Below are 20,706 nucleotides of genomic sequence, written 5' to 3'. Positions count from 1 at the left end.
AATGAAAAATAATGTAGGCAAAGAAATTCCAGATAATTATGCTGAACAATACGGTTTATTTAAAGGTGAGCTAGCGAATATTAGTGAATACAAGGAAGCAAGCCGCACGATCAATCCAGTTAGACCAAGAGATACAAAATTATTAGGTAGTTTAAGAGAAGCAATTGAAAAAACAGGTTTGAAGGGCGGTATGACGATTTCCTTCCATCATCATTTTCGTGAAGGCGATTTTGTTATGAATATGGTTTTAAACGAAATTGCAGCGATGGGAATCAAAAATTTATCGATTGCACCTAGCTCAATCGCAAATGTTCATGAACCGTTGATCGATCATATTAAAAATGGCGTTGTGACCAATATTACTTCTAGTGGGTTACGTGATAATGTCGGCGCTGCTATTTCTGAAGGAATCATGGAAAACCCAGTTGTGATTCGTTCTCATGGAGGACGTGCCAGAGCGATTGCTGCAGGAGATATCCATATCGATGTGGCGTTTCTTGGTGCACCAAGTTCGGATGCATACGGCAATGTAAATGGAACTAAAGGCAAAGCAACTTGCGGCTCATTAGGCTATGCGATGATCGATGCGAAATATGCAGATCAAGTAGTGATCATCACGGATAGTTTGATGCCCTATCCAAATACACCAATCAGTATTCCACAAACAGATGTTGATTTTGTTGTAGAAGTTGATGCAATCGGTGATCCTGATGGGATTGCGAAAGGCGCTACGCGTTTTACAAAAAATCCGAAAGAGCTATTAATTGCAGAATATGCAGCAAAAGTTATCACGCATTCACCTTATTATAAAAATGGTTTCTCTTTCCAAACAGGAACTGGTGGAGCAGCCTTAGCTGTTTCTAGATTTTTGAAAGAAGCAATGATCAAAGATGGTATCACAGCAAGCTTTGCTTTAGGTGGTATCACGAACGCAATGGTTGAATTATTGGAAGTAGGACTAGTCGAAAAAATCATCGATGTTCAAGATTTTGACCATCCATCTGCTGTTTCATTAGGCAAAAATGACAATCACTACGAAATCGATGCAAATATGTACGCTTCGCCATTAAGCAAGGGTTCTGTGATTAATCAATTAGATACAGCAATCCTTTCCGCACTTGAAATCGATACGAATTTCAATGTCAACGTTATTACGGGATCAGATGGAGTTATTCGAGGGGCATCCGGCGGACATTCGGATACTAGTGCTGCGTGCAAGATGAGTTTGGTGATCGCACCATTGATCAGAGGGAGAATTCCAACAATCGTTGAAGAAGTCAATACAGTCGTAACACCAGGCAGCAGTATTGATGTTGTGGTGACAGAAGTCGGTATAGCCATTAATCCAGAACGCGAAGATTTAATCGAACATTTTAAAGCATTGGATGTTCCACAGTTGACGATGAAAGAACTACAAGAAAAAGCATATAGTATCGTGGGTAAACCAGATGAGATCAAATATGGTAATAAAGTCGTTGCATTGATCGAATATCGTGATGGTTCAATTATCGATGTGGTAAAAAATGTCTAAAGCCTATTTAAAGGGAGAAACAGTTACTTTACCAGACATGCTGAATGCTCGGGAAAAGCGAGTGGACATTCAGAAAGAACTTTTACAAAAGCATCCTACATGTGCTTTATTAAGCGCTACGATGAATATTCCAGGACCTATCAAGACCAACGAGCAGCTACGACACGCATTTTTAACTGTCATTAAAGAGATCGATTCTCTTTTTCCTCCTGAAAAAATAGCCGCTCGTAAATATCAAGAGTTAAAAACAGGTTCTGAATATTATCTAGCCCTTAATGAAACACCTGAAGCATTGAAAAAACAGTTGATTCAGATCGAAGAAACTCATGATTATGGACGCTTGATGGATTTAGATGTGATTGCCTTAAAGGATGATCAGCTATATTCAATCAGCCGCACGGAATTAAAGCATACGCCAAGAACCTGTTTTATCTGCGAAGAAGAAGCAAAAGTCTGCGGTAGACAAAGACGTCATAGTGTAGAAGAAATGCAAGATGCAATCAGTCAACTTATTGAGAAAGGAAGGATGAAATGACAAAAAAAATCCTTTTTACCGAAACCGTGCTACGTGATGGACAACAAAGCCAAATCGCCACACGAATGCCGACAAGTGATATGCTGCCGATTATTCAAACCTTGGATGAAGCAGGTTATCACGCCTTAGAAATGTGGGGCGGAGCAACGTTTGACGCCTGTATTCGTTTTTTGAACGAAGATCCTTGGGAACGTTTAAGAACCATTCGTAAAGCAGTGAAAAATACCAAACTACAAATGCTTTTACGAGGTCAAAATTTACTTGGCTATAAAAACTATGCCGATGATGTGGTAGAAGCCTTTGTACAAAAATCAATCGAAAATGGCATTGATATTATTCGTGTTTTTGATGCGCTAAACGATACAAGAAATTTGCAAACCTCAATCGAAGCGACAAAGAAATTTGGAGGACATTGTCAGCCAGCGATTTCATATACGACGAGTGATTTTCATACGATCGATTATTTTGTTGGTTTGACCACAGAATTAGAAAAAATGGGTGCCGATTCTATTTGTATTAAAGATATGGCAGGAATTCTCACACCTGATGATGCTTATCGTTTAGTAACAGAAATCAAGAATAAAATCCAAGTACCATTAGAAGTTCATACACATGCAACTAGTGGGATTTCTGAAATGACATATTTAAAAGCTATTGAAGCTGGTGCGGACATTATTGATACGGCAATTTCTTCTTTTTCTGGAGGGACGAGTCAGCCAGCCACAGAATCAATGGCGCTTGCGTTAGAAAATTTAGGTTACGATACTCATTTAGACATGAAAAAAGTGGCAGAAGCTGCAGATTATTTTAATCCGATTCGTGATAAATTTAGAGAAGAAGGCTTGTTGAATCCTAAAGTAAAAGATACAGAGCCGAAAACATTGATCTACAAAGTACCTGGGGGCATGTTATCAAATTTATTGAGTCAGCTGACAGAACAAGGCCTAGCAGATAAATACGAAGAAGTGTTAAGAGAAGTGCCAAAAGTTCGTGCCGATCTAGGCTATCCACCGCTGGTAACACCACTATCTCAAATGGTAGGAACCCAAGCAGTTATGAATGTGATCAGTGGAGAACGTTATAAAATGGTACCAAAGGAAATCAAAGATTATGTCAAAGGCTTGTATGGAAAACCGCCTGTGGCAATTTCAGAAGAAATGACGAAATTGATCATTGGGGAAGAAGAAGTGATTACGGTCAGACCAGCTGACTTATTGACACCGGAACTTCCGCAGTACGAACAAGAAATCGCAGAATATGCAAAATCAACAGAAGATGTGTTGATGTATGCTTTATTCCCGCAACAAGGAAAAGATTTCTTAGGAAGAAGAGAAGATCGATTTTACGATGTTCCTCTGCAAGAAGTAAACGTGACATTAGATATTTAGAAAGATGAGTTTTAAAGAAAATAACGAATGAATTTATTTCCAGCATTGTCTGTTTAGAAATAAGTTCATTCGTTTTTTATATGAATTCTAAGTAAATTTAATGTTTTCTTATTGTTTTTAATAATAATGAATAAATACATTTTTTAATTACAGATAAGGCTATTTCACACCGATAGGTTCAGAGAATTCTATTGTTAATTCTATTTTTAATTATAAATGATTACAGTTAATTAAAGTATGTTTTGTTATTTTATTAGGGATATTTTACCTGAATTGACCGAGCGTATAGCTTTTTTTATACTAAGATAGAAATAATTTTTTTAAGAAAAAGGAGATGGGAAAATGGGAAAGAAAAAGAGTTGGGTTCAGTTATTTTTAGTGTGGATCATGTTATTTCAATATGGTTCATCGGCGATTTATGCAGTAGCGATGGAAGAAAATCAATCGTTAAATCAGACAATGCATGTGATTAAGGTTTCTGAAGAAAAGAATAGCGATAGAAGACAAGTAGAAACTTTGATAGAGGAATCAGGAATAGAAAAAGATTCTTATACGATTCAAGAACCAATAGCGTTATTTTCGGTGACACAAGAGGGACTGACTGAAGAGCATTATTATCCAGTGCTGAGTCAAAAAAATTAGCTGCACTGATTCGTTATGCACCAAAGACTGAAAGTTATGTATTAGAAGCAGAACAAGTAGTCAAAAAACTAGCTGATTATCAAGGGGAGACAAAGAATACTGCGCCCTTAGTTTTATTGGAAGTTGAACAGCAGATAATCGGGAAAGATGAGAAGAGTGTTTATAATTTTTCAACACCTGAAATGTCTGAGAGTGAAACAGAGCAATTGTTTTTACAAGCAGATATATCGAAAATAAATTTATCGAATACGATGGATTTGTATGAAGAAAAGGAAGAGCAGACGGAGAATTCTAGGGAAGATGCTACTCAAGTAACGGAAGAAACATCTATTCTAGATTCATCTGTGGAAGAAAGTGAAACATCGGCAACAAGGGAGGTATCGGAAGAAAGCTGGACGTCAGAAACTAGTAGCGAAGTAACGCAAGAACAGTCAGTGACTGAAAAGAAAACAGATGATTCAAAAGCGGAAAATAAAAAGACAACTGAAAAAGAAAGTAAGTCTGAATTAAGGAATATGCCACTTCCGTTAGAACCGTCGAGACTAAGACAAAACAATTCAATGTTTGCACAAAGTATACCGCTACAGTTGAATCAATCATCTTCTGGAAATATTTCATTAATTGGTGAGAAAAAATATTACCAATTCAAAGTGCCAGAACGCCAAGCAGGAACGATCTATGATAAATATACAATGTATACCACGAGTAATTTTGATAGTTACGGGACATTATATGATAGCGAAGGAAAAGTAATAGAAAGCAACGATGATGGAAATGGCAATAGAGATTTCAAAATAATCAAAGAAGACTTACAATCTGGGATATATTATTTAGAAGTACGAGAGCTTAGCAATACAAGAACGGGTTCATATGTGGTTCGAGTAGATAGAGAGTTAGGACAAGATGAGAATTACGATCATGGAACAGCGGTACCTCTACCAATAAACAAAGATTATTCAGAAGGAATCGACTTTAAAGGAGACAAAGATTATTACAGAATTGAAGTGCCGGAATGCCAAGCAGGAACGATTTATGATAAATATATAATGTATGCAACCGGTGATTTTGATAATTACGGTACACTATACACCAGTGAAGGTGAGGTAGTGGCAAGTGATGATGATAGTAATGGTAATAGAAATTTTAAGATAACTAAAGAAAATTTGAGACCAGGAATATACTATTTAGAAGTCAAAGGTTATGCGGACAGTAAAGTAGGTTCTTATTCTGTTCGAATAGACACAGAAGAAACATTAAAACAAAAACCAATCCGTATCAATTCAACAGGTTCATATTCTGGATCAATAGGGGCCACAGATAAAGAGCAAATCAAACGATATGAATTCTTTGTATGGGATAAACCACAAGGCACTGTCTTCCGTGAACATGAATTCTCATTCAAATCAGATTTATTCGGAACAATGACGCTATTAGATGAGAATCAAAAAACTATTACCACATTAAATCATAATGGACAAGCACTAGATTCAAAAATACTCAAAGAGCTTCAGGCAGGAAAGTATTATTTAGAAGTAAAAACACAAGGAAACTTTTCTTTTAAAATCAATGAACAAAATATTTCTAATGACAGTAACAGAAATTTTAAAGAATCTAAGTTGCTAATAAAAAATCAAAAAATCACTGATACAATTGATTTTGGTGAGGTTTCTAAGTATGCAGGAGACGAAGATTATTTTAAAATCTTTATTCCAAGTTATGAGCATGGAAAATATAACATTCAGTTATCTGGTGATACAGAGGTCATTGGACAGTTATATAATGATCAGGAAGAATCAATCAGTGGAGACTTTAAAAATACTCTAACGAAAAAATTAACTCCAGGTATCTATTATGTTAAAGTTCGTGGAAAAAATGCCAATGTTCGTGGCAGCTATCAAGTGAGTTTTACTGGCGAAGATGCATTTGAAGATGCCATAAACTTACCCTTAAATGAAACTATGCAGGATGATTTGTCAGATGTAAAAGGCGCCCAATACTATAAATTCCAAGTATCTGACGTACAAAAACTAGAATTTTATTTAGCCAATTCAGCGCCCACAACAATCGAAGTTTATGATCAAAATCACAAAAAGATGATTGGTAAAACTTGGGAAACAACAAATCATAAAGTAAGTGGAACATTCCTACCCGGTATGTACTATATAAAAATAGCCAGTAAGTCAGCAACAAAATATAAGCTCTTGATCGATACAGTACAGAGAAACGAAAACCAGATTGAATTAGTTCAAGTGGGAATGAGTATGCAAGTTCATCTAAACGGAGTAGCTAGTCCCGAATTAACACAATTCTTTTATAAACGATTTGGCGCTCGCTCCCTACTCTTACCGGGCTCTTTCTCAGTTCTAGATTTTATGAAAGGTTTAGTAACAGAATGGACAATCAATACAGGTGGGGTGCAAATCTTAGATGCACTCTTTGGAACAGATCGGACAGGCTATCTGAAAGATTGGCAAGGAAAAAGTAAAGAATATGTGCTAGGATTATATGTAGGAGATGCAATCAGCTTAGTGCAAGGAGTAGTCACGCTAGTTGGTGAGGGGCATCATTGGGATCCTGATTTAATTGAATGGACTAACCATGGATATAAACACTATCCTCCCAAGAATATGAAATGGAAAGATATAGTAAGTTCAACTAAAAATGGTCCTGCAAAATATAAAGAAGGAATTAACATTGAACATTTAGAACGAAAGGTTTGGAAAGAAGGAAAAAACGTTAGTAATGGAAAACCTTGGAAGGTTATGGAATTTGATGACATTATTGGTGCAAGTTCTGGTAAAGAAACAAGGTTTATGAGGGTTGAGAAAAGTTCAAATACTATACATGGTCATCCAATTACAGAACTGGAATTTAATAAACTAATAGGAAAGTAGTGATACAAGTGTTTAACGATGTTGATTTTACCCCAGGAAAAGTTTTATATGATGATAATGATATCTCTTTTGAAAAAAAAATAGAGGATCAAGTAGATTTTTTAAAGGAAGATTTATTTCAGGTAGAATATGATGGAATGTATATAATTGATGTGGGATGGTATCCAGAGTTTGATAAAAATGGAAATTTTAAGATTTTAGTTATTAAAAATAATGATTGGTCAAAATATATGTATGAAAAAAAATGTAAGGATACACACTTACTGAAAAAGTATATGAGAGAATGTATTACATTAATAAGAAATAGTTAATAATAATTAGGGGTGATTTTTTGTAGTAATTCTTAAGAATGAAACAATTAAGTATTTAAGTAAAAAAAGAAGAAAGTATAAGTAAATTTTCTCAGTTTTAGTTGTTGAAATTATTGAAAGTATGAAGAATGAGATAATGAAGCAATGAATTTATTATTTGTACCTATTCCTCAACTAGGGATAGCAAGTGAAGTTAGTTTGTTGCAAATAAGCTATATAAATAGGAACTGAATTGGAGGATATAGAAAGTCTGTTTCTAGAAAATTTAGAATTAAATTTAAATAAAGTTAAATTACTTTCTGAAAAAACAGTAATACAAGCAGATGATAACTCTGGGCGTGAATAAGTTCGATATGAATGATTTGAGATTTAAATGGGAATGGTTCATCTAAACGGAGCAGCTAGTCCCGAACTAACACAATTCTTCCATAAACGATTTGGCGCTCGTTCCTTGCTCTTATCAGTGGGATCCTAGTATATCAAAAGTAACTTCAAAAGAAGCAAGTGATGCAGCGAAGGCTTTAGGATATGATAAGATAAATGAAAAATCACATGGGCAACCAGTTTTTAAAAATAAAAAAAATAATCCCAAATATATCACTCCAGATGTTGATTCTCATAATGGAGGCGTTTGGAAAGGTGCAGATACTTTAGAAGGACTAGGCAGTAAAAAAACTAGAAGTGGAACTTATGATAAAGATTTGAAAAGAATAGGAGATTAAAATGTACAACAGTTGGAGAGTAACAAAGTATAATCCAAAATATAGAAATAGTAAAGGTGTTTATTTGAAAGATGAGTGGACATCAATTGCGGATATTGGAAAAGAATTTAATGGTGTTCAATTGACTATGGACATGTATTTAGCTATAGAAAATGCCTACACACAAATTGTATTATCTGCAATGAGCGAATTAAAAATTGAGACATTAAGAATTAAAGAATTAGAAAAGATTGGATTTAAAGAACATTATAAAAATACGGAGAATGAGTTAGAGTCATTATACAATTCTTTAAAAAATGATTTAATTGTCTCTAGTTCACAAATTAGCATGTTGTTAAAATTGATTCTTAGAGAAACAATTTGGTGTAAACTTGTTAGTGAAAATCTTTTTATCCATTTTGGTTATGATTATTATATGTATATTGGAGTGAAAAGTAGTTTACCAAAAACGAACAAGTTAATTAAAAAATCTGGATTGTACCTGGAAAATATTGAATCTCCATATATTGAAGACTAAGTATTTTTAAAATAATATTTAGTTGAGTGAAAAGAAATAAATTTTTATAGAGGTAATTCATAAAAATTGTTACATGATTAGTGAACAACCACTAAATCATGTAACATTTTTTATATCAAAGATTATACTAACCATTCATAGAAAAATAAAATAAAAATTCAACTAACATGAAAACGGTAAATAACTAAAAAAACTCACTGTAATAAGTAAGTAATTTCCTGTTAAATGTTATCTGCATTTTAAAAATAAAACGATTGTATTATGATTAAAATAAAATGTATTAAATATGTGTAACAACTAATTTTTGTGCAGGAATAAATTAGTTTTTCAAAATAAACCCCTTTATGTAGATGTTTTGAATCTGACATAAATGTTACTTTATGGTGTCAGTTAATGTAACTTGATTTACAAGTCGATATATTTACATTTCCTAATTATGTAGGTATAATTGCGGAAATACAGCATTGACGGTATCAAAAATGATTAAATCAGGGAGGGATGGTTTTGACCACCAAAACACAAACAGCAAAAACGTATTTTGAAATGAATCATCAAAAATATTACTATTATGCACTTTCATCATTGGAAAGCTCTGGACAGCAATACATAAATAAATTGCCATACAGTATTCGTGTGCTATTAGAATCGTTGTTGAGGCAGATAAATCATAACGGGATCACAAAAGAACATATTGATCAACTAGCGCAATGGTCTCCAAATCAGCCAAATAAAGGTGAAGTCCCATTCAAACCAGCTCGAGTGATTCTACAAGATTTTACAGGTGTCCCAGCAATCGTTGATCTAGCCTCATTACGAAAAACAATTGCTGATTTCGGCGGAGATCCCACTAAAATCAATCCAGAAGTCCCAGTCGATTTAGTGGTCGATCACTCAGTTCAAGTGGATGTTGCTGGAGTGAAACAAGCGCTACAATTAAACATGAAAATGGAATTTCAACGCAATCAAGAACGTTACCGTTTTTTAAGTTGGGCACAAAAAGTCTTTGATAACTACCGTGTCGTACCTCCTGCAACTGGGATCGTTCATCAAGTTAATATTGAATATTTAGCATCTGTTGTGACGCAAAACAAACAAGAAGATGGCACAATTTTACTTTATCCTGACACACTAGTTGGGACAGACTCTCATACAACAATGGTCAACGCACTAGGTGTTTTGGGTTGGGGTGTTGGTGGAATTGAAGCTGAAGCCAGTATGCTGGGTGAGCCGTCTTATTTTCCTATTCCAGAAGTTGTTGGCGTCCGTTTCAACAATGAACTATCCCAAGGAGCGACAGCAACAGACTTAGCTTTAAAAGTGACTCAAGTATTAAGAGAACAAAAAGTTGTTGGGAAATTTGTCGAATTCTTTGGCGCAGGGTTAGTTCATTTAAGTTTAGCTGATCGGGCGACAGTAGCAAATATGGCGCCAGAATATGGAGCAACATGTGGCTTTTTCCCTGTAGATGATGAGACGATTCGTTATCTGCGACTAACAGGAAGGGAAGATCAAGCTGTAGCAATAGCTGAGCGCTATCTAAAAGAAAATCAATTGTTCTATGATCCGATAAACGATCAAGAACCTAATTATACAAAAGTGATCGAAATTGATCTAAGTATGATCGAAGCAAACCTAGCAGGACCCAAAAGACCACAGGATTTGATTCCTTTGTCAAAAATGAAAACAGCGTTTGAACAAGCTGTGAAAGCGCCAGAAGGATTACAAGGATTTGGTCTTTCTGAAGAGCAGCAGAAACAAAGCGTCAGTTTAGAGTTGGACGACGTTCATCATCAATTAAAACCAGGTGCCCTGGCAATCGCAGCAATCACATCTTGTACGAATACCTCTAATCCATTCGTGATGTTAAGCGCAGGTTTAGTAGCTAAAAAAGCGGCAATGCTAGGCTTGAATGTGCCAAACTATGTAAAAACTTCCTTAGCTCCAGGGTCAAAAGTTGTGACAGCGTATTTAGAAAAAGCCGGTTTATTGCCTTATTTAGAACAATTAGGTTTCCATTTAGTTGGCTATGGTTGTACGACTTGTATTGGCAATTCAGGAGCATTAAAATCCGAAGTTGAAGCAGTCATCAAAGAAAACGATTTGCTAACATCAGGTGTCTTAAGCGGAAATCGTAATTTTGAAGGACGTATCCATCCACTAGTTAAAGCTAATTATTTAGCTTCTCCGCCCTTAGTTGTTTTATACGCATTAGCAGGAACTGTGAATATTGATGTGTTTAACGAACCGATTGGAATTGGCGAAAATGATATTCCGATTTATTTTAATGATTTATGGCCGACTAGAGACGAAATTCAAGCGTTGATCGATGAATGTGTCACACCTGAATTGTATAAACAAGAATATGCACGGGTTTTTAGTGATAATGAAGAATGGAATCAGATTGAAACAGATGCTGAAGCTTTGTATGGTTGGGAAGAAACGTCTACCTATATTGCAAATCCGCCTTATTTTGAAGGAATGACGAAAGAAAGAGAACCGAGAAAGCCTTTAAAACAATTAGCTGTGTTAGCAAAATTTGGTGATTCGGTTACAACAGATCATATTTCACCAGCTGGAAGTATTCAAAAAAATAGTCCAGCAGGTCAATATCTGATTGAACGAGGTGTTGAAGTTCGCGAATTTAACTCTTATGGAGCCAGACGTGGTCACCATGAAGTGATGATGAGAGGAACACTAGCCAATATTCGGATTCGTAATCAGTTAGTTCCAGGTACAGAAGGCGGATATACTGTATTTGCTCCAACAAAAGAAAAAATGGCGATTTATGATGCTGCGATGAATTACCAGAAACAAGGTACTAAATTAGTCATTCTTGCGGGAGATGATTACGGTATGGGGTCATCAAGAGACTGGGCAGCTAAAGGTGTGCAGTTACTTGGTGTGGAAGCTGTAATTGCCAAAAGTTATGAGCGGATTCATCGTTCTAATTTAGTGATGATGGGTGTCTTGCCGTTACAATTCAAATCAGGTGAAGATGCGGATAGCTTAGGACTAACAGGAACTGAGTCATTCGACATTGATATTGATGAAACAAAAGGCATTTTAGATAATGTAACAGTCACTGCGACTGAACAAAATGGAGAAAAAATTCAATTTGAAACGATTCTTCGTTTTGATTCAGCGGTTGATATCACGTATTACCAGCACGGTGGAATTTTGCCGATGGTGATTCGTAAGAAACTTCAAAGTTAATTTTAGCTAAGAAAAAATTATGAGATAAAGCGACATGAAGGTTGTTATTTTACTTATCTCTAGCTATATGGACTAGTCTCTCGAAAAAAAGATAACTGATGAATGAGATGCTCTTTACCTCATTCATCAGTTCCTATTTTTCAGTCGAGACAGAACGAGCCCTAAAATAAGGAGGTACTTGGATGGAGATTCACAAAGGCTTAGAAGGTGTTGTTGTTTCTGAAACAAAAATCAGCTCGATCGTAGAGAATCAGCTGTTGTTTGCAGGCTATAATATTGATGATTTAGTAGCTGAAAATGTTCAGTTTGAAGAAGTTATTTATCTCTTATGGTATTTGAAAATACCGACAAATCAAGGATTACAGAAATTTAAACGAGATTTATCTGCTCAAATGCCAATAGCGGAGACGATTATTACTTGTTTAAAAATTCAAACACGTCAGAATCTTCACCCAATGAGTGTTTTGCGATCAACGATTTCATTATTAGGTGTGTTTGATCCGAATGCAGAAGAGACAGATGAACGATCGGCGTATCAGCAAAGCATTTCTTTACAAGCGAAAATGCCGACAATCATTGCAGCGTATGCACGTTTGAGAAAAGGGCTTGATCCAATTCCTCCGAGAAGTGATTTGTCAATGGCGGCAAATTTTCTTTATATGTTAACAGGAGTTGAAGCGGATGAAGTACAAGTTGCGGCAATGAATCAAGCGTTAGTGCTACATGCAGATCATGATTTAAATGCCAGCACTTTTACGGCTCGAGTCTGTGCTTCTACGTTGTCAGATGTTTATTCATGCATTACTGCTGCGATTGGTTCTTTAAAAGGACCGCTACATGGTGGTGCCAACGAAAAAGTATTTGACATGTTAAAGGAAATTGATTCTGAAAATTTAAATGTAGAAGAGTATCTAAATCAAAAGTTAGATCGTAAAGAAAAAGTTATGGGCTTTGGTCATCGCGTATACAAAACTGAAGATCCAAGAAAAAAACATTTAAAAAAATTGGCAAAAGAATTAACTGCTTTGACTCAAAAAGAGCAGTGGTATTTTTTATCTTGCCAAGTTGAACGCTATTTAAAAGAGACCAAAGGCTTGATTCCAAATGTCGACTTTTATTCTGCTACGGTTTATCATTGCTTGGATATTGATAGTGATTTGTTTACGTTGATTTTTGCGATGAGTCGAGTTTCTGGCTGGTTAGGTCACATTGATGAACAGAAAAAAGAAGATTGCCTAATTCGACCACGCTCACATTATATTGGTCCAAAGCAGTTGAAATATAGTGATTTGAACACGACATTACATTCGGGAGGCATGGAAGCATGAAAAATGGAGAGAAAGTTGTGTTGGAAAACGGAAAACTAGAGGTTCCTAACTTTCCAATTATTCCGTTTATTGAAGGGGATGGGATTGGTCCAGAAATTTGGCGAGCTGCAAAAAAAGTGTTTGATACAGCTGTAGATAAAGCTTATAAAGGAACCCGAAAAGTGGTCTGGCACGAAGTTTTAGCAGGAGAGAAAGCATTTAACGAAACAGGAAGCTGGTTGCCAGATGAAACATTAGAAACGATCAAAACGCATCTTGTAGCAATCAAAGGTCCATTGACGACACCGATTGGTGGAGGTTTCCGATCATTAAATGTAGCGTTGAGACAAGAATTAGATTTATACATTTGCTACCGACCAGTCCGATATTTTGAGGGGGTACCTTCACCGTTAAAGCATCCAGAAACGACGGATATGATGATTTTTCGAGAAAATACGGAAGATATCTATGCAGGTATTGAATTTCCAGCTCAAAGCCCAGAAGCTGAAAAAATAATTGCTTATTTAAAAGCAGAATTTGGTGTGAATAAAATCCGTTTTCCAGACACATCAGCAATTGGTATTAAACCTGTTTCTAAAGAAGGAACGGAACGCTTAGTTCGAGGCGCCATTGAACATGCGCTAAAAAACAAACGTAAATCAGTAACGTTGGTCCATAAAGGTAATATCATGAAGTTTACCGAAGGCGGATTTAAAAGCTGGGGTTATGCTCTAGCTGAAAAAGAATTTGGAGATAAAGTTTTCACTTGGGAAAACTATTTGCAAATAAAAAATGAAGCAGGCAAAGCACAAGCAGATCAGCAGTTACAAGAAGCAGAGAGCGCAGGGAAGTTGATTATTAAAGATCGAATCGCAGATATCTTTTTACAAGATATTTTATTGCATCCTGAACAGTATGATGTGATTGCTACGCTTAATTTAAATGGAGATTATATTTCAGATGCCTTAGCTGCACAAGTTGGCGGTGTGGGGATTGCACCTGGGGCAAACTTGAATTTGGAAACGGGACATGGCATTTTTGAAGCGACTCATGGAACAGCGCCAGAGTTCGCTGGATTAGATCAATTGAATCCTTCATCGTTATTATTATCGGGTGCATTGATGTTTGATTACTTAGGCTGGTCAGAGGTTACTCAGTTGATTACTAAAAGCATTGAAGAAGCTATAGTGAATAAAACTGTGACTAAAGATTTTGCAGATCAAATGCAAGGAGCAACCTTATTGAGTTGTTCGGGATTTGGAGAAGAGTTAGTTAGACTGATTGAAAGTAATTAAAAATGTGGATGGGACAGAAGTAACCTCTTATTTCCGAAGAAGTTACTTCTGTTTCCACCGTTTATTCGTAGTTAGTGTGTGAAACAAAAGTGCTTTTTACTTTTGTCCCACACACATTTTTTTGTTATAAAAAAACCTGACGAATAATCGTCAGGTTTTGAATTTACTAAAGTTAAGTTAATTACGCTTTGTTAACGTTAGTAGCTTGAGGACCACGTTGGCCTTCTTCAACGTCGAAAGTCACTGCTTGACCTTCTTCTAAAGTTTTGAATCCGTCGCCTTGGATAGCTGAGAAATGTACGAATACATCGTTACCGTTTTCTGCAGTGATAAATCCAAAACCTTTGTCTGAGTTAAACCATTTTACTGTACCTGTTTCCATAATAAAAATCCTCCTTGTGATATACACATATTTTGCAATTACTTGAAAGGTGAAAATGTGGAAGATGTTTATTTGAAACAGCTACACATATATTACCGAACAAAAACTACTCTCTTAATATAGCATATTTTACACCAGTTGACCAGTAATATCTCTCTGAAAAATAAAAATTTGTTAAGAAATAAGGATTAATTGTCAAAATAAATTTATTTCTGTTATAGTATAGAAGTATTGAGCGTTAAATATGAAAGTAATGATAGAGTTATATCGTAGAAATCTATTCCGAAGGCGCAGCCTTGGAGCTGCATAGATTTGAAAGTAGGAAGGGTTCAGATTGTTTAGATGAGAATAAGGTTATCCTTACTAATAGATAGTTTTTACATGGTTTTATAGCTAAAAAAATATTTAATCAACTTAATTAAAGAGCCACTCAACGTATTTGTTGAGTGGCTCTTGTCCATTTCAGCGTTTAGTAGCGTAGAACAGCCATTAAGGTTTTTTCATCAGGTGCAGCTTTTTGATCTAAGACAAAGACTTTTCCACCAGTTCTAAGCACATTGTCTGTGACTTTATTCAAAACTTTACGGCGGTCAAATTCTTCTGTCGACATGTCCGTTGTTTCATTAACAAAATTGGCAGCAGAAATGAAGAAATGAGATACTTTTCCTTCATCAGATGCAGGGACGATATCAACAAGCTGATCGACAAATTTTTTGTCTAATAACTGATTATAAGCTGTTGTTTCGATTGTTTCTAGTGCTTGATTTATTTTATGGGCGCCTTTTTCAATATCCTGAAACGAAACTTGCGCAGGAGAGAGAGAAACAGAAGCATCCGTTACTAAATAAGGATTTTTCGCGATTTTTTTAAATAGTGTTTGGTTTTCTGGTAGAGCATACAAACGAATTGGTAAGTTATCAGAGTTTACAAATGTGTCTTTTAAGTAATTATCGATGGCTTGATAGTAGTTCGTCCAGTCGATTTTTACTTCTTCGTCTTTAGTATTCACACCGTGATAGGCAACGCCTTCTTTGGAAGAGCCATTATATCCGGTTCCGCCTTGAATGGAGTAGTTCATACTACCACCAGTCAGCTCATCACCTAAAGCGCCAACAAGATCAGTTGGTGCGTCAGCTGGTAAATCAACTGTTTTCACTTGATTGTTTTCTACTAAATAAAGTTGCATAGAATCACGATTTAAAGCCATTAAATAATAACGATAGTTAAATTGATTATTTTTGATGATTCCTAGGAGATAAGGTCGATCGTCAACGTAATATTGATCATCAACGGGAACATTTAATCGATGGATAAAGATGTCTTTTTCACTAATAATGATTGATACACTTTTGGTTGCATTACGCCAAAAGGATGCATCAGCCAGTAAAGCATCGATTTTTTCTTGGAATGGTGCCCAAGATAAATCAGTATATTTTTTTTCGAAGCGGATTTTTGCAGCTTTAGCAAAATTTTTGAAGGCTAAAGAATCTTTTTCGACATCTTGGTGAGCGACATGAGTATTCAGAATAAATGTTACAAAGGGACCTTGAACTTCGTCAGAGAATAGAACAGATAAATTGTCTTTTTCTTGATCTAACATAATACATTCCTCCTAAATTTTAAAGCGTAGCGGGCTCGTTTAGCTCTGACAGAAAAATAGGAAAATGTGTTTGTGGCGCTTTTGGCCACAGGCATATTTTATCTTTTTCCCGAAGCGCTAGCTCGCGAAGCTAGATATAATTAAAAGCGGAACAAATCAGTTGATCCTATAGCAAATTAGGAAATTGGTAATGAAACATTCTTGGTTTCATCGCCAGTTCATCTATTTTCTAGGGATTGATTTGTACAGCTAAATAATATATCGGTAACATTTCTTGGTACTAATAAAAGTGTAGCACAGGCATAAAAATGTTGGAACTAATATGGTCCAAAAGGAGATAAACAATAGGAAAACGTAAAAAGTTACTCTATGAGTAATTCCTCATAGTTTTTTTATGAAATACAAAATAGGGATTCATTTTTATTTTAAATAGAGATGCTAATATGTCTTCATGCCAATTATCCCGAATTGGTTTTTCATACTTACTCCTACCAAGAGTAAATAACAACCTTCATTTCCACCACAGACGACGGTCGTGGTGGTTTTTTTGTGTTGTTTGAAGCTATGTGTAAAAGCTTTTTGTTATACATGGTAGTTATTTTATGTTTGCTTTTTTGTTCGTCAGAAATTCTTTTCCCACAATTTTTCCACAATTGAGGCTAAAAAAAATTAAAGCTTATCAAGGATTTAACCGAACATATCACCCGTTTCGGCTTCTTTGTTTTTTAATAGGTGAGTATAAGTATCTAATGTTGTAGTGATTTTCTTGTGGCCTAATCGTTCCGATACATATTTTGGATCAGCCAATCAGCCAGCTCAAAAAAGGTATATAAAGTATGTGGAATCATTGGGAGTGATTAAGGGCTGGATTCGTCCACCTTGGTCAAGCGATCAAAGCGGAAACCATAATTCTTCTGCAGCCTCAAGCAAAAAAGATAAATCAGGGAGATTTACTGTAACTGTTGATGCTTTGAACGTTAGAGATCAGCCTAATCGCAAAGGCTCAATTGTTGCAACCTATAAAAAAGGTGAATCATTTACCTAGGATGGCTATTTAATTGCGGACGAGCATGTTTGGTTAACTTATGTTGCGGCTAGCGGAAAGCGCCGATATGTAGCAGAAGGTCCGTATGATAATAATCCAAGTAATGTATGGGGGACTGGCGGAATTTAAGGCTAGTCTAATTCTAGAGCCTATCTCTTAATCGAGGTAGGCTTATTTTCTTTAGAGGTATTATTCATAATTAAAAGAAAAAGCCCTCATTGCGAGAGCTTATTTTTTATTTATTTCATATTGCTAACCCCAAACTAAGTGGTTTCTGTCCCAAGCTGAAAGCCAATAGTAAACTCTTCCTCTTCCAGAAACGTCTGTAAAAAATTTACGCCAATACTATCCTCCGGTTCCGTATCCACCTACTCCTGTATCACCAACGTTGCCAAAACCAAAACGATTACTTCCGTGACCGCCCCAATTAAAAACTGCATGCATAGGAATTCCATTGTCATCCCACCCGAATCCTGTTGGGACCAAGTAATTACATTTTATCTCTTCTCTGCCGTAATGATACACATTTGCTGTATAGATTTTTTCTGTTCCTGGTACATGTCGCGTTAACCTAAATCTTAGGTTGGCTTGAATAGCTTCAGTAGGCTCTTGCGTAGTTAAGTTTTCAATAGAAACAGGACTATCCTCTAAACCTCCATGCTCTTCCACAAATTTAATAGCTTCTTCATTTGCTTTTGCATCAATTTTCAAATCATCTGGATTGCCTTTTGCAACAGCGCTTGCTTGCAATGTATTACCAAAAAATAGCAACCCCAAACCAACAACAGCAACCAACAATTTTTTCTTTAACATTAAATCACTCCTTAATTAATTTTTATAAGGTTATATATCTTATAAATATACCTATATGATGCTTAAATAAATCTTTAAATAACAATTTTATTACATTCTTAATTTTTGTATGATGCCATTGGTTAGTTAGAGAGTGATAAAACTTTTCTTTGGTTGGCAGGGCTTGTACATAGGATAAGCGTTTGCAAATAAAAACTAGAATTCAGATAACGTAAATGATAAACTGATATAAAAGCTGAATATGAAAAAAGGGGATGTTATGAATGTGGAAAAAACTTTGGAGAAAACAAAAACATCCAAATTCGTTGTTTAACATTATCGGAACATTGTTTTCGAGTATCTTCTAGAATAAAAGTTATTTCCTTTCCCATCTCTTTTGAGGTGGGATTTTTTTAAATAGATTTCGTTGATTATCGGGGGACAGTATACATAATTTTGATATTGGGAGAGTTTTAAAAGAGTAGTGATAGGATAAACTGTTCTTTTAAATATAAAATAGCTTATAAGCTAACTATTTAGTATATGAGTTAAAAAAAAATATTTTGTTTGAAAAATTTTGAAAAAGCATTGATAATAGTTGTTAGGAAGGTTAAACTAATGGTATATAAAGAGAAAGGAGGAGTAAGTTTGAAAATTTTTAATTTGATTTGTGTGCGAAAAACACAAATTGAAAATGAAGAGTTAATTCTTACAAATCCATTAAGCGAGGTAAACTTACCGAATTTACAGAGAAGTTTTACGTTCGAAATTGTATTTAATTTTACAGATTGGACAGAAACTGAAGTTAATAAGCTGAAGGTAGTCATTAAAGACTGTGAAGAGCAATCGATTTTCGATTCTGGTTATTTAGAAGTACCACAACCAAGCACTGAAAAATCGGCAACATTAGGGTTTAAACTAAACGATTTCGAGGTACAAAAATATGGGCAACATACTGTTGAAATTATTGAAAGTGATGAGATACTAGCAAGTACTATTTTTTTTATTAATGAAAGGGATGATCAGGATGGAATTTAATACTTTAACAGTTAATAGTGTTTCTAAAGTAGTATTTACAATGGCGTTGTTATCTCCAACAATGGTTAATTCTGTCGGCCATGGACATCCAGTGATATCTCAATATGTAGTTTATGAAGGTAAAGGGAAAATTATTCCCAAAAATAATTTTAAAAAAATAAGCTTTCAAAATAAAATTAGTATCACTAATATCTTACCTAACTCAGAGGACTTTACTGAAGAGGAAGAAAAAATATATAGCGAAGCTGCAAACACATATTACGGAGACAATTATAAGAACAAAAGTTTGCAAGATTTGTACTATGGATAAAGAAACATATTTCGATTTTTTGGAGCAAATGTTACCCTCTTTTTCATATGGAGAGTTAGATAAAGAAATTTTGGAGCAGTTTAATTTTGAAGATAATGGTAAATACGTGACTTCTTATGAAATAGAGGGATTAGCTCAAGGAGACATATTCGAAAATATCCCTTTATTTTTACTTGAAGACCTCACTAAAGCTCCTGGAATAAAACCAGTAAAAGCGATTTTGCTCAGTAACTCATGCGATGCTTCACGAAGAGACTATTTGAATTTCGCTCCTTTTATCCCAATTAAGTTGATGGGGAAAATAAATGATGGGAATGCGATACGTAAAAACCTCAAGAACTCTTTGTTGTATTTACCGTTTGTTGATTTACAGGATTACGTAGTAGATTTAAATCATATATTTTCTATTAAAAGAGAAATTTTTGAAAAATTGTATGAAGACGAGAAAATTAATAGAAAATATTCTTTGAAAAATGCTGGGTACTATCTATTATTATCAAAATTAATTATTCTGCATTGCCGAATGGAATCTGAGGAAATAATAAGAGTTAGTTAAACTTTTATACGACCCTAACCGGTCGGTATTTTTGTGTAAAGAAAAAGCCCTCACGATTGTGGGGGCTGCTTAAATTTATTTGACCTTTTCATCATCATCAAATCGATATTCTATAGAATCTCCAACCCCTTTTGACCATGTAGCGTAAACAACCTTATTAGTTTGGTTTTTTGATGCTGTTGTGGGAGAACCTAATGTTTCACAAACTTCTTGGTAGGTCATTCCAAATTCTATTTTTTTTATTTGATCATCGGTTATTTTACTGTCTTTTACTTTATCGAAACCAGAATCAAAATTCAGGATACTAATTATATTGTTGGTTTTTTGATAAGTTAATGTAGCCCCGTTCTTACTTTCTTCAGCAAGAATCAATGTAGCATCCCCTTCCTTTTTGAATTGATACCCGTGGTTGTCACTGCTTTGCTTCATCTTTTTTTCTATATCATCTACAGACAATTTTGAAATATCCATATCATTAAATAAATCTGTAATAGTATTTTGTTGAGAGGTGTACCAATGATATAAGCCGAAAGACAGTAAAACTAATATAATTATAACGGAACCAACAAGCATTTTCTTTTTCATAAGATAAACTCCTTTAAATTTACTATAAGGTATCATTATAAAC

19 protein-coding genes are annotated in these 20,706 nt (G+C 35.0%); 15 read left to right on the top strand and 4 right to left on the bottom strand.

The genetic code is table 11. The features are described from left to right. The first annotated feature begins 1 nt into the window (after window position 1). The 11 genes from citF (at window position 2) to icd (ending at window position 14,355) form a co-directional block, all read left to right on the top strand. Complete coding sequence (gene citF, locus IGL98_RS11265; protein ID WP_206911470.1) at window positions 2–1,531, top strand: citrate lyase subunit alpha; 1,530 nt, start codon at window positions 2–4, stop codon at window positions 1,529–1,531. Next, window positions 1,524–2,066: a citrate lyase holo-[acyl-carrier protein] synthase gene (gene citX, locus IGL98_RS11260; protein WP_206911471.1), complete on the top strand. Its 543-nt coding sequence runs from the start codon at window positions 1,524–1,526 to the stop codon at window positions 2,064–2,066. The genes citF and citX overlap by 8 nt, the downstream gene beginning before the upstream one ends. Continuing rightward, window positions 2,063–3,454, top strand: a complete 1,392-nt coding sequence (locus IGL98_RS11255; protein WP_206911472.1) for an oxaloacetate decarboxylase subunit alpha — start codon at window positions 2,063–2,065, stop codon at window positions 3,452–3,454. Before citX ends, IGL98_RS11255 begins: the two co-directional genes overlap by 4 nt. A gap of 342 nt (window positions 3,455–3,796) precedes the next feature. Beyond that, window positions 3,797–4,096, top strand: coding sequence for a hypothetical protein (locus IGL98_RS11250; RefSeq protein WP_206911473.1), 300 nt, complete (start codon window positions 3,797–3,799; stop codon window positions 4,094–4,096). A gap of 116 nt (window positions 4,097–4,212) precedes the next feature. After that, window positions 4,213–6,990, top strand: coding sequence for a hypothetical protein (locus IGL98_RS11245; protein WP_206911474.1), 2,778 nt, complete (start codon window positions 4,213–4,215; stop codon window positions 6,988–6,990). Window positions 6,991–6,998: 8 nt separating this feature from the next. After that, window positions 6,999–7,301 (top strand): hypothetical protein, encoded by a 303-nt coding sequence (locus IGL98_RS11240; protein WP_206843368.1) that lies wholly within the window; start codon window positions 6,999–7,001, stop codon window positions 7,299–7,301. 437 nt (window positions 7,302–7,738) lie between these two features. After that, window positions 7,739–8,023 carry a toxin C-terminal domain-containing protein gene (locus IGL98_RS11235; protein WP_339099581.1) on the top strand — a complete coding sequence of 95 codons (285 nt, stop codon included), beginning with the start codon at window positions 7,739–7,741 and terminating at the stop codon, window positions 8,021–8,023. Window position 8,024: 1 nt separating this feature from the next. Then, window positions 8,025–8,540, top strand: coding sequence for a hypothetical protein (locus IGL98_RS11230; protein ID WP_206843370.1), 516 nt, complete (start codon window positions 8,025–8,027; stop codon window positions 8,538–8,540). Window positions 8,541–9,044: 504 nt separating this feature from the next. Then, window positions 9,045–11,753 (top strand): aconitate hydratase AcnA, encoded by a 2,709-nt coding sequence (acnA, locus tag IGL98_RS11225; RefSeq protein WP_206911475.1) that lies wholly within the window; start codon window positions 9,045–9,047, stop codon window positions 11,751–11,753. A gap of 182 nt (window positions 11,754–11,935) precedes the next feature. Continuing rightward, window positions 11,936–13,081: a citrate synthase gene (locus tag IGL98_RS11220; protein ID WP_206843374.1), complete on the top strand. Its 1,146-nt coding sequence runs from the start codon at window positions 11,936–11,938 to the stop codon at window positions 13,079–13,081. Beyond that, window positions 13,078–14,355 (top strand): NADP-dependent isocitrate dehydrogenase, encoded by a 1,278-nt coding sequence (gene icd / locus IGL98_RS11215; RefSeq protein ID WP_206843376.1) that lies wholly within the window; start codon window positions 13,078–13,080, stop codon window positions 14,353–14,355. Before IGL98_RS11220 ends, icd begins: the two co-directional genes overlap by 4 nt. A 181-nt stretch (window positions 14,356–14,536) precedes the next feature. On the opposite strand, the gene IGL98_RS11210 is transcribed toward icd, so the two are convergent. Continuing rightward, window positions 14,537–14,737, bottom strand: coding sequence for a cold-shock protein (locus tag IGL98_RS11210; protein ID WP_010760878.1), 201 nt, complete (start codon window positions 14,735–14,737; stop codon window positions 14,537–14,539). Window positions 14,738–15,206: 469 nt separating this feature from the next. Beyond that, window positions 15,207–16,337: a hypothetical protein gene (locus IGL98_RS11205; protein ID WP_206911476.1), complete on the bottom strand. Its 1,131-nt coding sequence runs from the start codon at window positions 16,335–16,337 to the stop codon at window positions 15,207–15,209. A gap of 838 nt (window positions 16,338–17,175) precedes the next feature. Between IGL98_RS11205 and IGL98_RS11200 the strand changes: the two genes are divergently transcribed. Continuing rightward, the gene (locus IGL98_RS11200; protein WP_206843378.1) at window positions 17,176–17,382 is read left to right on the top strand and encodes a hypothetical protein; all 207 of its coding nucleotides are present in this window, start codon (window positions 17,176–17,178) and stop codon (window positions 17,380–17,382) included. Window positions 17,383–17,727: 345 nt separating this feature from the next. On the opposite strand, the gene IGL98_RS11195 is transcribed toward IGL98_RS11200, so the two are convergent. Continuing rightward, window positions 17,728–18,195 (bottom strand): hypothetical protein, encoded by a 468-nt coding sequence (locus tag IGL98_RS11195; RefSeq protein ID WP_206843380.1) that lies wholly within the window; start codon window positions 18,193–18,195, stop codon window positions 17,728–17,730. 597 nt (window positions 18,196–18,792) lie between these two features. On the opposite strand from IGL98_RS11195, the gene IGL98_RS11190 reads away from it, so the two are divergent. From IGL98_RS11190 to IGL98_RS11180, 3 genes are read left to right on the top strand one after another with little or no spacing between them, the layout of a single operon-like run. After that, on the top strand, window positions 18,793–19,212 hold the full coding sequence (locus tag IGL98_RS11190) for a hypothetical protein (RefSeq protein ID WP_206843382.1): 420 nt from the start codon (window positions 18,793–18,795) through the stop codon (window positions 19,210–19,212). After that, window positions 19,202–19,522, top strand: a complete 321-nt coding sequence (locus IGL98_RS11185) for a hypothetical protein (RefSeq protein WP_206843383.1) — start codon at window positions 19,202–19,204, stop codon at window positions 19,520–19,522. The genes IGL98_RS11190 and IGL98_RS11185 overlap by 11 nt, the downstream gene beginning before the upstream one ends. Continuing rightward, on the top strand, window positions 19,515–20,078 hold the full coding sequence (locus tag IGL98_RS11180; RefSeq protein ID WP_206911477.1) for a hypothetical protein: 564 nt from the start codon (window positions 19,515–19,517) through the stop codon (window positions 20,076–20,078). The genes IGL98_RS11185 and IGL98_RS11180 overlap by 8 nt, the downstream gene beginning before the upstream one ends. A 75-nt stretch (window positions 20,079–20,153) precedes the next feature. On the opposite strand, the gene bamE is transcribed toward IGL98_RS11180, so the two are convergent. After that, complete coding sequence (bamE, locus tag IGL98_RS11175; RefSeq protein ID WP_206843385.1) at window positions 20,154–20,663, bottom strand: outer membrane protein assembly factor BamE domain-containing protein; 510 nt, start codon at window positions 20,661–20,663, stop codon at window positions 20,154–20,156. Window positions 20,664–20,706 lie beyond the last annotated feature (43 nt).

Source organism: Enterococcus sp. DIV0840 (assembly GCF_050527835.1).
GTDB lineage: Bacteria > Bacillota > Bacilli > Lactobacillales > Enterococcaceae > Enterococcus_L > Enterococcus_L ureasiticus.
This window is presented reverse-complemented; position numbering and strand designations above follow the sequence as displayed.

Excerpts from the sequence above, each read along its gene's own strand:
- citF (WP_206911470.1), top strand. The coding sequence starts at position 2 with ATGAAAAATAATGTAGGCAAAGAAATTCCAGATAATTATGCTGAACAA.
- citX (WP_206911471.1), top strand. The coding sequence starts at position 1,524 with ATGTCTAAAGCCTATTTAAAGGGAGAAACAGTTACTTTACCAGACATG.
- IGL98_RS11255 (WP_206911472.1), top strand. The coding sequence starts at position 2,063 with ATGACAAAAAAAATCCTTTTTACCGAAACCGTGCTACGTGATGGACAA.
- IGL98_RS11250 (WP_206911473.1), top strand. The coding sequence starts at position 3,797 with ATGGGAAAGAAAAAGAGTTGGGTTCAGTTATTTTTAGTGTGGATCATG.
- IGL98_RS11230 (WP_206843370.1), top strand. The coding sequence starts at position 8,025 with ATGTACAACAGTTGGAGAGTAACAAAGTATAATCCAAAATATAGAAAT.
- IGL98_RS11220 (WP_206843374.1), top strand. The coding sequence starts at position 11,936 with ATGGAGATTCACAAAGGCTTAGAAGGTGTTGTTGTTTCTGAAACAAAA.
- icd (WP_206843376.1), top strand. The coding sequence starts at position 13,078 with ATGAAAAATGGAGAGAAAGTTGTGTTGGAAAACGGAAAACTAGAGGTT.
- IGL98_RS11210 (WP_010760878.1), bottom strand. The coding sequence starts at position 14,737 with ATGGAAACAGGTACAGTAAAATGGTTTAACTCAGACAAAGGTTTTGGA.
- IGL98_RS11205 (WP_206911476.1), bottom strand. The coding sequence starts at position 16,337 with ATGTTAGATCAAGAAAAAGACAATTTATCTGTTCTATTCTCTGACGAA.
- IGL98_RS11195 (WP_206843380.1), bottom strand. The coding sequence starts at position 18,195 with ATGTTAAAGAAAAAATTGTTGGTTGCTGTTGTTGGTTTGGGGTTGCTA.
- IGL98_RS11190 (WP_206843382.1), top strand. The coding sequence starts at position 18,793 with ATGGTATATAAAGAGAAAGGAGGAGTAAGTTTGAAAATTTTTAATTTG.
- IGL98_RS11185 (WP_206843383.1), top strand. The coding sequence starts at position 19,202 with ATGGAATTTAATACTTTAACAGTTAATAGTGTTTCTAAAGTAGTATTT.
- IGL98_RS11180 (WP_206911477.1), top strand. The coding sequence starts at position 19,515 with ATGGATAAAGAAACATATTTCGATTTTTTGGAGCAAATGTTACCCTCT.
- bamE (WP_206843385.1), bottom strand. The coding sequence starts at position 20,663 with ATGAAAAAGAAAATGCTTGTTGGTTCCGTTATAATTATATTAGTTTTA.